Source organism: Streptococcus sp. HSISS3 (assembly GCF_000448605.1).
Lineage (GTDB): Bacteria > Bacillota > Bacilli > Lactobacillales > Streptococcaceae > Streptococcus > Streptococcus raffinosi.
Genome location: NZ_CM002130.1, coordinates 229,470 through 242,078 on the forward strand (window position 1 = coordinate 229,470; position 12,609 = coordinate 242,078).

Genomic DNA, 12,609 nt, shown 5'->3' on the forward strand with positions numbered 1-12,609 from the left:
CCATTGGGAACTTCTTTCAAATTGTTCAAATTTGGAGGAATTTTTTTATGACAAACACACGTAAATTGGCTTATATCGCCATTTTATCCGCAATTTCATTCTTGTTGCTTTATTTTTCATTTCCATTGATTCCGGCAGCAGATTTTTTGAAGGTTGATTTTTCAATCCTTCCTGTTCTGATTGCCTTAGTCATCTTTGATTTTAAGAGTGCTATTGGCGTTCTCTTGTTGCGTTCATTGCTGAAGCTTTTGCTAAACAATGGGGGTCCAGGTTCAATAATTGGACTTCCTATGAATTTTATTGCTTTAGGATTCTTTGTTTGGGGACTTAGCTATTTCTGGAAGAAAAACCAAACAAGTAAGAATTTTATTCTTGGTTCAGTTGTAGGAACACTAGCTCTTACACTTGCCATGGTTGTCCTCAACTACATTTATGCAGTACCACTCTATGCTAAATTTGCTAATTTCGATATTGGACAATTCATAGGACTTTATAAATACCTTTTTACTATGGTTGTACCTTTTAATTTGCTTCAAGGTTTGATTTTTGCAGTAGTCTTTGCTATGATTTATGCTCCGCTTAAGTCAATTCTAGTAAAATTATAAAAATTCTAGTAAAATTATAAATATGAAACACAAACAAATACATTATATTTATACTTCTTTTGCCCTTTTACTATTTGTTGCTCTCGGTTACATGGTCAAGTTCTACCCTGAAGCCTTGACAGGATTTGATAGCAGCATCCAGACCTGGGTTCGAGGAGATTTGCCAACAGAACTGACGCATTTTTTTAAGGCGGTTACGGTCCTTGGGAACACGCCTGTTCAGGCCATTATTGCAATTGTAGCGGTAATTTGGCTTTATTTAAACCAGTACAAATCTGAAGCTATCTTTGTGGGAACCAGTGGCGTTCTCGCTAGTATCATGATTGTAAGTCTGAAATATATTTACCAACGCCCACGTCCATCAATTACGCATTTGGTCCATGCTGGTGGTTATTCTTTTCCTAGTGGCCACTCCCTGGGAACCTTCATGATTCTTGGTGCGATTGCTATTGTCCTTGCTCAGCGTCTGGCTAAAAAAGGAGCAAAAGTAGTCATTTATATTGTTACGGGGCTTCTAATTGCGCTCGTCGGACTTTCCCGTATTTACGTGGGGGTTCACTATCCTACAGATGTTTTGGCCGGTTTTACCTTGGCATTTGGTTTACTGAATGCTATTTACCCGACTTACGACCGTATTCGCTTTGAATGGCGGTTCCAAAGTAAACAGAAATAGCATCAAGAGGTTGGAACAGATGTTTCCAACCTTTGACTCATTATTAAGGCAACGATACAGGTCCGTATTTCTTAAAGATCATATGAATTATCGATACATTAAAAAATATTAACTATATGTCAATTACATTACAACTGTGATATAATAGCCTTAAGCTTTTGAATTGAATAAAGGAGATTTTATTGAGTATTAAGAACAGTATCGGATTAAGAATAAAAACTGAGCGTGAAAGTCAACAGATGTCACGTGAAGTGCTCTGTTTAGATGGTAAGGAGTTGACCGTTCGCCAGTTAATTCGTATTGAAAAAGGAGAGTCTCTCCCTTCTTTGGATAAATTATCCTACATAGCAAAACGTCTGGGAAAAAGCATGGCTGACTTATTGGATCATGACAGGATTGAAATTCCTGATACTTACTATGAGATGAAAAATCGTTTAATAAAGTTCCCAACGTACGGAGATAAGGAGAGAGTTAAACAGAAGTTGGATCTTATTGAAGATGTGTATGATCAATTCTTTGATATTCTTCCAGAAGAGGAACTATTGACTCTAGATATTCTCGAAAATATATTGAGTTTTACCAGTTGGTAGGAGAGACCTAAAGTCGAAGAAATCTATGAAGATTTGTTTGAACAAGTCAAAAGAAAGAAGAAGTTTTCAACTAATGATTTGTTAGTTATTGATTATTATTTCTATCATCTTTATGGGAGAAAGCAGTATGATAAAAAGATTTTTGACAGAATAGCAGGTAGAGTATTAAAGCAAAACATCCCAACGGATGATGCTTATAATATTGCCTTATTTAATGATTTGATGGCTATAGCTGCTTTAAAGATTTCTCATGAGTCCTTCTCAGATTTCTTAACAGTAATAGATAAACTTTTAGCTGTCATAGAAAAATCACAGTTTCATAGTTACAAACCAGGTGTCTATATTTTAGAAGCTAAGTATGAGCTTATACATAATGGGAACAAGAAAAAAGCTGCTGAAAACTATGATAAGGCTATAATGTTTGCGTCGGTTTTAGAAGATTCCGTTTTGGAAGAAAAGACTCGAGCAGAGAAAGCGGCAGATGGTTTGTAAACAACTGCGTAGTGACATTTATGTCACTACTTTTTTTATAGTTAAACGTTTATCATATAGTTAATAAAAATATTAAGGAGTTTAATTTTGAAAAACTTAAGAAAATTTTTAGTATTACTTATTGCAGCAGCACCATTCTTCATTATTTATTATTAAATAGGAGTCACCATGTCAAAATATCCATATATTTCTCAGGTTGATCAGCGTGATTGTGGTGTAGCTGCCTTGGCCATGATTCTTAAAAACTATGGTTCATCTTATAGTTTGACTTATTTGAGGGAGTTGGCTCAGACTTCTCGTGAAGGCACTTCTGCGCTTGGCTTGGTTGAAGCAGCCAAGCAGTTGGGTCTTGAAACGCAAGCTATTCGTGCGGATTTAGACTTGTTTAAACAAGAAAATCTATCTTATCCTTTTATTGCACATGTGGTTAAGGATGGTGGTCTTCAACATTATTATACGGTGTTTGGTCAAGCCAAGGGTCAGGTCGTTGTTGGTGATCCAGATCCTAGCAAGAAGGTCATTAAAATGTCACTTGAGGAGTTTGCTAAGGAATGGACAGGGGTTACTCTATTTTTTGAACCAGGAGAAACCTACATTAAATATAAGGAAGAGGTACCTGGTCTCCTTTCATTCCTACCAATTTTATTTCGTCGTAAGGGATTGATAGCAGTCATTGTCTTGCTGAGTTTTCTAGTGACTCTTGTTAATATTATTGGTTCTTATTATTTGCAATCTATTATTGACCGCTTGATTCCTCAAGAAGACTATGCTCTTCTGACCATGATTTCTCTAGGCCTGTGTATCGCTTATCTAGCTCAACAAGTTTTTACTTTCTTCAAAGATTATCTATTGCATCGATTGGGTAATTACTTGTCCATTGCGGTCATCCTTCCTTATATCAAGCATGTGCTTTCTTTGCCCATTAGTTTCTTTAGTTCACGTCGTACTGGGGAAATCACGTCACGTTTTGGAGACGCCAATACCATTATCGATGCCCTGGCTTCAACCATTTTATCGATTTTCTTAGATGTGACCATTGTGATGACTCTAGCCGTGGCTCTCATTTTACAAAACCCTTCGCTTTTTGCGATGACTTTAACTGTAGTACCTCTCTATGTTTTGATTATTCTAGCTTTCTATAAGCTTTTTGAGAAGGAAAATTATCAGTTGATGGAGGCAAACAGTCAAGTCAATACCTCCGTTATTGATGATTTGAGAGGCATTGAAACGCTAAAATCTTTAAGAGTTGAAGAGAGACGTTATCGAGAAATTGAGGTGAAATTCCATGACTACTTGAAGAAGTCCTTGTCTAAGGCCAAGTGGCAATTAACACAAGATGGTTTAAAGACTGGGGTTCAGCTAGTTTCCAATGTCTTTATCCTCTGGTATGGAGCGCAATTGGTCATGGAAGGACAGCTATCTGCTGGTCAGTTGATTACCTATAATATGTTGCTGAATTATTTTACAACTCCTTTAATTAATATTATCAATCTCCAATCCAAAATTCAGCAGGCCAAGGTAGCCAATAATCGTCTTCAAGAAGTTTATGTTGTGGATAAGGAAGAAAAGGGAAAACTCAAGGATTTGTCCTTTAAGCAATTAACTCTCAGAGGTGTTAGCCATCGTTTCAGTTATCAGCAAGAGACTCTTAGTGATGTTGATTTGACCATTAACAAGGGTGAGAAGATTGCTCTCATGGGGCAGAGTGGGTCTGGAAAAACAACTTTGGCTAAAATTTTGTCGGGTTATTATACAAGGTCTGCTGGACATGTTTGTCTGGATAAAAGTGCCATTAGCCATGCAGAGTTACGTCAATTGGTAACCTATGTCCCCCAGCAGACCTATGTGTTTACGGGAACCATTTTAGAAAATCTGCTATTAGGATTTGAAGGAGAAGTTGATGAGAGAAAACTTCTTAAAGTTTGCCAACAAGCTGATATCTTAGACGATATTCAAAAAATGCCACTAGGCTTTCAGACCCAAGTATCTGAAGATGGAGGCCTCTCTGGTGGTCAAAAACAGAGGTTAGCGATAGCAAGGGCTCTCTTGTCTAAACAACCTATCTTGATTTTTGATGAAGCGACAAGCGGTCTAGATAGTGATACAGAGAACAGGGTGTTGACTAATCTTGCTAAAATGAAACGAACAGTGATTTTCATTGCTCACCGAGCCAGTGTCCGTCAGCATGTTAGTCGCATAGTGACCATGACTAACGGACAGGTCGAAGGAGATAGTCCTATTTTCAATCCGTTTCAGTTTATTTAAAAAATTTCCTTACTTATATGAAAAAAACTTAAGAAGTCTAACATTTCACATCTTGCACCTATAAAGTTTCTATAGTATACTGTTAACATCATATTAAGAGGTGTAAACATGTTAGAGGCATATAAAAATTTTTGGTTAGGCTATCTCGATTTTTATGGTCGTACAAAACGATCAGACTATTGGTGGGTAGTCTTGATTAATGGCGTTATCGGTAGCTTGATTTTCCTACTGATGGACTTACTTGGTCAAACAAAAGCTGCTGGCTTTACATTGACGGCTTTCATTTTATTCATAGCAGCAACAGCACTTCCTACAATTGCAATTCAGATTCGTCGTCTACGTGATGCTGATTTTAATGTTGCTTGGATAGTTTTAAAGGCAACTCCTTTAACGGTAGCTCTCTGGGTAATGTACGCCTTCCCAACAAGAAATTCAAAATAACTCCAATGAAAAAAGGGTGAGACTAGGAAATCTAGTTTCACTCCTTTTTCTTATAAAATAAAGCTACCTAAGAGGCTAACGAGGGTAAAGCTGATAGTCGCATAAAAGATGGCTAGACGAGTTGTTTGAATGGGTTTATAAAGTCTAATAAGCGTAAGGATACACCAAACGAAGAGCACGGTCACAAACCATCCTGACAGTAAGCGACGTGGTGTAATGCCATAAAGTGCAATATAGACCCCAAAGAGTTTCCAACCAGCGATAAGGGCAAAGAGGCTAGTAAAAGTAAAGAGTAGAGTACTAATCCAACGGAGTCCTTTGTGGTTAAAGATATTTTCTTTTGAGTAAAGATAGAGTCCCACTAAGACACCAAAATTCAGAATAGAAACGCGAACCAATTGCCAGAAGCCCTGAACAGCCATATGTGAGGCTTGATGGGCTGGGATATTGACTTGGTTGAGAGAAAGTAGCTCTCCCATTTGACTTGTGGCAGTGAGTAAAAATAGGGCATAAGTGAAGCAGAGACTTCCAATCACAATATAAGCTGCCAGTTTTGGGAAAAGACGGGTCTTTTTGAGACTAGTTTCAAGTTGAGTTTGACTGAGTGGCTTATCCTTGGCTAAATAGACTGCAGCCAGTTGGGCAAAAAGTCCCAAAGCTAGAGGAATACTTGAAAGCAAACGGAAGATGATTAGGCCACTGTTTTCGAAGTGAATGTTGAAGTTAAACAAAGTAGCAAGTGTCTGGAAAACTTGTTTCCAAAGTTGTCCGAAAGCAGGTAATACCTGACTGAGCTGGCTGGCAGCAAATATAGTAAGTATCAAGGCTACAAAAATACTAACTAAAATCATCCCCTTATGGAGCTGGCGGTTGTGTCGTTCTTCTTTAGAAAGTTCTTGCTTAGGTCTTGTTTTATAGGGGAGTGTAAAAACTCCAAGGAAAAATATTTCAGAGGGAAGAGGCAGCTCGTGTAGATGAGGTCTATCCAAACCATAATTCCCAGTCTATTCTGGCTACTTTGTCCAGTTCGTGCCATTAAATAAAGTAGAAAACTGGCATGAAGGCAGAGCATTTGAGCACTTTCCCAACTGTCGTGTAGTCCCCAAAGACTTATTTGCAGACCTTGTAGGAGGCTAGTAGTCATAAATATTCCTGATTCAAGACGCATTCCTCTCTTTTCTTTTCCTGCCAGTAAACGACAGCCAAGTTCGACAGTCATTATGAGTACAATTATTGCCGGTAAGGCAAAAGAAAGATTGGTAAGATAAGCAACATAGAGGAAGCAGGCGACAAGTAAACCGATAATCAAGCTCTTGAGTTTCCAGATGTCTCTTGGTGAAATATGTTTCAAGAGTTTTTTTGTTTTGGTTTGCAGACTTTCCTCTTCGTAGGGATACTCCTGAGAGACTACCTGTAAATCGGTATTGCAGTTATTTGTTTCCATCATAATTCTCCTTTAGATTTTAAATCCAAAGAAGACTTTATCATAAAAAATGAAGATAATTGTTACGCAACCGTAAAATTACTAAAAATAGGTCTATGGACTTAGGACTAGAGAAGGAGAGAGGAATAAAACGCCACCATAAAAATTTTTCTCACACGAGATGATAGAATCTGGCTGATGATTGGCAGTATTTTTCTCATTCGAAAAAAGTGTTTGCCTAATTTATAAATGGTTTGTCCACCTTCATCCGAAATAGTACAAGGAATCATCTTGCTTGATGGTCAAAAGTGACGCTATTTTTTGACATTTTATGTGAGATTGAGGCCTACAGTGATGTTGCAAAAATTCTGAAAATTCGTTGACATGTGTTGTCAAAGTAGTATGATATTAACATAAAAAAGAATTTAGGAGGTTCTTATGTTAGGTGTCATCCTACTCTATGTTGGCATGGTTTTAATGAGTAATGGATTTCATCGCTTGGAAGAGATTCCCGACAAATCAAATGTTGTCATGAATATCTTTACAGGTGGTTTGGGATTGATTCTCAATATTATTGTCATTGCTTATGGGGCCTGCACAGGAAAAGGTGCTGACTGGTTTTATGGTAGTGCCACAGGTCTTTTGTTTGCTTTTACCTATCTTTATTCAGCTATCAATACGATTTTTGATTTTGATCAACGTTTGTACGGCTGGTTTAGTTTATTTGTGGCAATTAATACGATACCAGCAGGGATTCTTTGCTTAACATCTGGATATGGTGGTAATGCTTGGTATGGTATTATTTGGTTCTTGTGGGGCATTCTATGGCTAACTGCCTTTATTGAAATTAACCTTAAGAAGAACCTAGGGAAATTTGTTCCTTACCTAGCTATTTTTGAAGGAATTGTAACAGCTTGGATTCCAGGGCTTTTGATGCTTTGGGGCAAGTGGTAAGCATTGATTTAAGGAGGAAAAACGATGCAATTGACAATGCGTGAGCAGGAAAAAATGATGATTAGTCTTGCGGCTATGATTGCTCAACGACGTAAAGATAAAGGGATCAAACTGAATCACCCAGAAGCAGTCGCTTTGATTACAGATTATGTACTTGAGGGTGCAAGAGAAGGTAAAACGGTTGCTCAATTGATGGATGAAGCTCGTAATCTCTTAACACGTGAAGATGTTATGGAGGGAATTGCGGAAATGATTCCAATGATTCAAGTTGAAGCTACTTTTACAGACAGTACAAAATTGGTTACTGTTCATGATCCTATTCAGTAAGGAGAAAATGTAATGATTCCAGGTGAATACCATGTGGCGAGTGAGCCAATTGATTATAATGGTGGTTATGAGGCCATTAGTCTTGAAGTGAAAAACGTGGGTGACCGTGCTGCCCAAGTAGGGTCTCACTATCATTTTTACGAAGCAAACGAAGCTGGTCTTCAATTTGACCGTGAGAAAGCACGAGGCAAACGTCTAGATATTCCAGCAGGTACAGCCATTCGTTTCGAACCAGGTGAAACGAAAACAGTGCAACTTATTGACTTTGGAGGCAAACGTCGTATTTTTGGTTTCAATAACAAAGTCAATGGTTTCTTAGACTAGAAAGAGGGCAGATAGATGAGTTTTAAAATGGATCGTAAAGAATATGCTCAACACTATGGACCAACTGTAGGAGATAGCGTACGTCTTGGAGATACCAATCTTTTTGCAGCCATTGAAAAAGACTTCACAGTATATGGACAGGAGTCTAAGTTCGGTGGTGGTAAAGTTTTGCGTGATGGTATGGGTGTCAGTGCTACGGAAACACGTGAAAATCCATCAGTTGTGGACACGATTATTACAGGTGCTACCATCATTGACTATACAGGTATCATTAAAGCGGATATCGGTATTCGTGATGGTAAGATTGTTGCTATCGGTCGTGGTGGTAATCCAGATACAATGGACAATGTGGACTTTGTTGTGGGTGCTAGTACAGAAGCCATTGCAGCAGAAGGTTTAATTGTGACTGCTGGTGGTATTGACCTTCACGTACACTATATTTCTGCTGACCTTCCTGAATTCGGTTTGGATAATGGAATCACAACCCTCTTTGGTGGTGGTACTGGTCCTGCTGACGGAAGTAATGCAACAACATGTACGCCAGGTAAATTCCACATTACTCGTATGTTGCAAGCTGTAGACGATATGCCTGCTAACTTTGGTTTCCTCGCTAAAGGTGTTGGTTCTGAAACTGAAGTGGTTGAAGAACAAATCAAGGCAGGTGCAGCAGGTATTAAGACACACGAAGACTGGGGTGCAACTTACGCAGGAATTGATAATTCTCTTAAAGTTGCGGATAAATATGATGTTTCCTTTGCGGTCCACACTGACTCATTGAATGAAGGTGGATTCATGGAAAACACTCTTGAGTCTTTCCAAGGTCGTACCGTTCACACCTTCCACACCGAAGGTTCAGGTGGTGGACACGCTCCAGATATCATGGTTTTTGCTGGTAAAGAAAATATTTTGCCATCATCAACAAACCCAACTAACCCATACACCACAAATGCTATTGGTGAATTGTTGGATATGGTTATGGTTTGTCACCACTTGGATCCAAAAATTCCAGAAGATGTTTCCTTTGCGGAATCACGTGTTCGTAAGCAAACTGTTGCTGCAGAAGATGTTCTTCACGATATGGGTGCCCTTAGTATCATGACTTCTGATGCCATGGCAATGGGACGTGTCGGTGAGGTTGCTATGCGTTGTTGGCAACTAGCTGATAAGATGAAGGCTCAACGTGGTCCACTTGAAGGGGATTCAGAGTTTAACGACAATAACCGTATCAAACGTTATGTGGCTAAATATACTATTAACCCTGCTATCACTAATGGTATTGCAGACTATATTGGTTCTGTAGAAGTTGGTAAATTTGCGGACCTCGTTATCTGGGAACCAGCTCAATTTGGTGCAAAACCTAAATTGGTGCTTAAGGGTGGTATGTTAACTTACGGTGTTATGGGTGATGCTGGTTCAAGTCTTCCAACACCTCAACCTCGTATCATGCGTAAATTATATGGTGCTTATGGTCAAGCGGTTCACCAAACAAATCTTACATTTGTTTCTCAATATGCCTATGATCACGGTATCAAGGAAGAAATTGGTTTGAATAAGATTGTTCTTCCGGTTAAGAATACACGTAACTTGACTAAGCGTGATATGAAACTTAATGATTACGCTCCAAAAACAATCCGTATTGACCCACAGACCTTTGATGTCTTTATTGATGATGAATTAGTTACTTGTGAACCAATCCATACGACATCATTGTCTCAACGCTATTTCTTGTTCTAAGAAAAAGTGTCATATAAATGAGGCTGGAATTTTTCCTCCAACCTCTTTTGTATTTTATGGCGAAAACGTTTTTAGTGCTTTCTTAAAGCGCTAAATGACTTTGATGCAGTTTTTAAATGTAATAGAAAAGGAAAAAGTATGATTTTTACAAAAGTAGATGCTCTTGTTAAAGATATTGATGTTGATAAATATCATATTGAAACAGTCATTCTTTCAAGTGATGATCTTAATAAAAAAATTATTCGTGTGAAAAGCGACCACGGCAATGAATTTGGTATTCGTCTTGATAAGGGGCAAAAATTGCAAAATGGCTCTGCCTTTTTCATTGATGACCATCATGTTTTGGCGATTGGTGTTGAATCACAGGATTTGATTGTCATTTCTCCTAAAGATATGGATGAAATGGGAATTACAGCTCATATTCTTGGGAATACTCATAAACCAATTGAGGTGAAAGATGCCAAGATTTATTTGGAAGTTGACCCTGTTGTAGAGCAAGTATTGACTCAAAAAGACATTGCCTACACGATTGAGGAAGTGGTCCTTGACAAACCCCTTCGTCACGTGAATTTGACTGCCCATGAACATTAATCCTTTTGCTAACGTGTCTTTGCGAGACTATCTTGAAATTGTTCAAATTGTTGATTCAACCTTTCCAATTGGATCATTTAACCACTCTTTTGGGATGGAAAATTATCTGCGTGAAGACACTGTAACAGATGATAAGGGCTATGAGGAATGGCAAGAGGCTTATTTAGATAGCCAATTTAAGTATGGTGAAGGACTTGTGATTAAGCTAGTCTATGATGCCATGACTTCTGATGATTTGGCTCAAGTTTGGCAATATGATAAGACTTTGACTGTTTCGACGCAAGCGCGTGAAACCAGACAAGGAACGAAGATGATTGCTAAGCAAATGTTGCGCCTGATTCAAAGGCTACATGCTATTCCAGTATTGGATGACTATCAGTCCAAAATACGTAAGGGTGAGGTTTATGGCAATCCTGCTATTGTCTTTGCTCTTTATGTCTTCAACAAGGGGATTGGTTGCAGTGAGGCCATAGCACTTTATGGCTATAGCGTTATCTCGACTATGGTTCAAAATGCTGTTCGTGCCATTCCCCTTGGACAATTTGCTGGACAAGAGATCGTTTTACGTAGCTTTTCACAATTAGAACACATAACACAAGCCATTCAAGAGCTGGATGCGTCCTACCTTGGGGCCAATACACCTGGTCTTGAATTGGCTCAGATGAAACATGAAACTCAGGTGTTCCGCCTATTCATGTCTTAAAATATCAACAAGGTTGAGAGGAAAAAACAATGACAAAACGTACTGTAATTATTGGAGTTGGTGGGCCTGTTGGTTCAGGGAAGACTCTTTTGCTTGAACGTCTCACACGACGTATGTCTGACCTAAATTTAGCGGTTATTACCAACGATATTTATACCAAAGAAGACGCCCTTTTCTTGGCGAAAAATTCAAGCCTAGATGAAGACCGTATCATTGGTGTAGAAACTGGTGGATGTCCTCATACTGCGATTCGTGAGGATGCTTCTATGAACTTTGAAGCGATTGAAACCCTTCAAGAACGCTTCAACCATGATTTGGATGTTATCTTCCTTGAAAGTGGTGGAGACAACTTGGCTGCGACATTTAGCCCTGACTTGGTTGATTTCACTATTTACATTATTGACGTTGCTCAGGGTGAAAAAATCCCTCGTAAGGCTGGTCAAGGGATGATTAAGAGTGACCTCTTCTTGATTAACAAGACTGACCTTGCACCTTATGTTGGAGCTAACCTCGACCGTATGCGTGAAGACACCCTTCATTTCCGTAACGAGGATTCTTTCATTTTCACAAATCTGAATAATGAAGACAATGTTAAGGAAGTAGAAACATGGATTCGCAAGAATTTCCTACTAGAGGATTTATAAGATGACGCAAACATATGATGGTTTTGTCCATCTTGGTTTTTCGAATCGAAATGGTCGCACAATCTCTCATAAGAAATACCAAGAGGGTAACTCTCGAGTGTCAGCGGATAATTCGGATGCCAATGGTGTGCCTTACTATTTTCTCATTAATATGGGTGGGGGATTTGTCGAGGGTGAACAGTATCAAGTAACCATTGATGTTAGTAAAGATGCTCATGCCCTAGTGACAACCCAAACACCGACTTATGTCTACAAGTGTGAAAAGGGACAGTTAACGCAACAGAATACGTCCATCACACTTGAAGAAGATAGTTATTTGGAGTACATGGCTGATGAAGTGATTCCTTATTTAAAATCACGCTATTTTCAAACCAGTCGTATTGATATGGATAAGTCTGCTCACTTGATTTATTCAGATGGTGTGACGGCGGGCTGGTCACACGAGGATTTACCATTTCAATACCATTATTTTCGTAATTTGACACAGATTTACCAAGATAATGAGCTTGTTTACAGTGATCAGACCCTTTTGGAGCCTCAAAAACAAGATATGTTTAAGCTTGGTTATTTTGAGGGATGGCGCAATTACAATAGTTTGGTAATGGTGTCTCCAGCTATTGATGAAGCCTTTGTCAAGGCTTTGCAGAAGCACTTAGAAGACTTGAATCTAGAGTCTGACTTTGCTATCTCAGCCTTGGATATTCCGGGTCTGGTTTTACGTATCTTGGGAAAGACTGCTGAAGATAATCGTCGTGTGATTTATGCTTGTGCTGATTATTTTAGACAAGAAATATATGGATTAAGTCCTTTAAATTTGAGAAAAAATGATATGAGGAGATAAAA

At 38.6% G+C, this 12,609-nt stretch carries 14 protein-coding genes and 1 pseudogene; 13 read left to right on the forward strand and 2 right to left on the reverse strand.

The genetic code is table 11. The features are described from left to right. Window positions 1-47: 47 nt before the first annotated feature. The 5 genes and pseudogenes from HSISS3_RS01200 to HSISS3_RS01220 all read left to right on the forward strand — a co-directional run bounded on the left by HSISS3_RS01200 (window position 48) and on the right by HSISS3_RS01220 (window position 5,066). Window positions 48-605, forward strand: coding sequence for an ECF transporter S component (locus tag HSISS3_RS01200; protein ID WP_021151418.1), 558 nt, complete (start codon window positions 48-50; stop codon window positions 603-605). 22 nt (window positions 606-627) lie between these two features. Beyond that, window positions 628-1,278 carry a phosphatase PAP2 family protein gene (locus tag HSISS3_RS01205; RefSeq protein ID WP_042771698.1) on the forward strand — a complete coding sequence of 217 codons (651 nt, stop codon included), beginning with the start codon at window positions 628-630 and terminating at the stop codon, window positions 1,276-1,278. Between the two features lie 182 nt (window positions 1,279-1,460). After that, a pseudogene (locus tag HSISS3_RS01210) lies at window positions 1,461-2,360 on the forward strand (helix-turn-helix domain-containing protein). Window positions 2,361-2,528: 168 nt separating this feature from the next. Beyond that, window positions 2,529-4,625, forward strand: coding sequence for a peptide cleavage/export ABC transporter (locus HSISS3_RS01215; protein WP_021151422.1), 2,097 nt, complete (start codon window positions 2,529-2,531; stop codon window positions 4,623-4,625). A 108-nt stretch (window positions 4,626-4,733) separates the two neighbouring features. Beyond that, the gene (locus HSISS3_RS01220; protein ID WP_008535848.1) at window positions 4,734-5,066 is read left to right on the forward strand and encodes a DUF805 domain-containing protein; all 333 of its coding nucleotides are present in this window, start codon (window positions 4,734-4,736) and stop codon (window positions 5,064-5,066) included. A gap of 50 nt (window positions 5,067-5,116) precedes the next feature. Here HSISS3_RS01220 and HSISS3_RS12140 read toward each other — a convergent pair whose 3' ends face one another. Continuing rightward, on the reverse strand, window positions 5,117-6,031 hold the full coding sequence (locus HSISS3_RS12140; protein ID WP_367998933.1) for a DUF4153 domain-containing protein: 915 nt from the start codon (window positions 6,029-6,031) through the stop codon (window positions 5,117-5,119). Continuing rightward, on the reverse strand, window positions 5,914-6,510 hold the full coding sequence (locus HSISS3_RS12145) for a hypothetical protein (RefSeq protein WP_021151424.1): 597 nt from the start codon (window positions 6,508-6,510) through the stop codon (window positions 5,914-5,916). The genes HSISS3_RS12140 and HSISS3_RS12145 overlap by 118 nt, the downstream gene beginning before the upstream one ends. Before the next feature lie 417 nt (window positions 6,511-6,927). Here HSISS3_RS12145 and HSISS3_RS01230 point away from each other — a divergent pair, with 417 nt between their 5' ends. The 8 genes from HSISS3_RS01230 to HSISS3_RS01265 all read left to right on the forward strand — a co-directional run bounded on the left by HSISS3_RS01230 (window position 6,928) and on the right by HSISS3_RS01265 (window position 12,607). Further along, the gene (locus tag HSISS3_RS01230) at window positions 6,928-7,443 is read left to right on the forward strand and encodes an AmiS/UreI family transporter (protein ID WP_021151425.1); all 516 of its coding nucleotides are present in this window, start codon (window positions 6,928-6,930) and stop codon (window positions 7,441-7,443) included. Window positions 7,444-7,467: 24 nt separating this feature from the next. Continuing rightward, window positions 7,468-7,770, forward strand: a complete 303-nt coding sequence (locus tag HSISS3_RS01235) for an urease subunit gamma (protein WP_002886558.1) — start codon at window positions 7,468-7,470, stop codon at window positions 7,768-7,770. 12 nt (window positions 7,771-7,782) lie between these two features. Then, window positions 7,783-8,094 (forward strand): urease subunit beta, encoded by a 312-nt coding sequence (locus HSISS3_RS01240; RefSeq protein ID WP_002886559.1) that lies wholly within the window; start codon window positions 7,783-7,785, stop codon window positions 8,092-8,094. A gap of 15 nt (window positions 8,095-8,109) precedes the next feature. Further along, complete coding sequence (gene ureC, locus HSISS3_RS01245; protein WP_002889219.1) at window positions 8,110-9,828, forward strand: urease subunit alpha; 1,719 nt, start codon at window positions 8,110-8,112, stop codon at window positions 9,826-9,828. Window positions 9,829-9,966: 138 nt separating this feature from the next. Next, entirely contained in the window at window positions 9,967-10,419 is a 453-nt protein-coding gene (gene ureE, locus HSISS3_RS01250) for an urease accessory protein UreE (RefSeq protein ID WP_008535851.1), read from the forward strand. Further along, window positions 10,409-11,122, forward strand: coding sequence for an urease accessory protein UreF (locus tag HSISS3_RS01255; RefSeq protein ID WP_021145017.1), 714 nt, complete (start codon window positions 10,409-10,411; stop codon window positions 11,120-11,122). The genes ureE and HSISS3_RS01255 overlap by 11 nt, the downstream gene beginning before the upstream one ends. Before the next feature lie 29 nt (window positions 11,123-11,151). Continuing rightward, complete coding sequence (gene ureG / locus HSISS3_RS01260) at window positions 11,152-11,766, forward strand: urease accessory protein UreG (protein WP_002889216.1); 615 nt, start codon at window positions 11,152-11,154, stop codon at window positions 11,764-11,766. Between the two features lies 1 nt (window position 11,767). After that, window positions 11,768-12,607, forward strand: coding sequence for an urease accessory protein UreD (locus HSISS3_RS01265; protein ID WP_021151426.1), 840 nt, complete (start codon window positions 11,768-11,770; stop codon window positions 12,605-12,607). The last annotated feature ends 2 nt before the right edge of the window (window positions 12,608-12,609 follow it).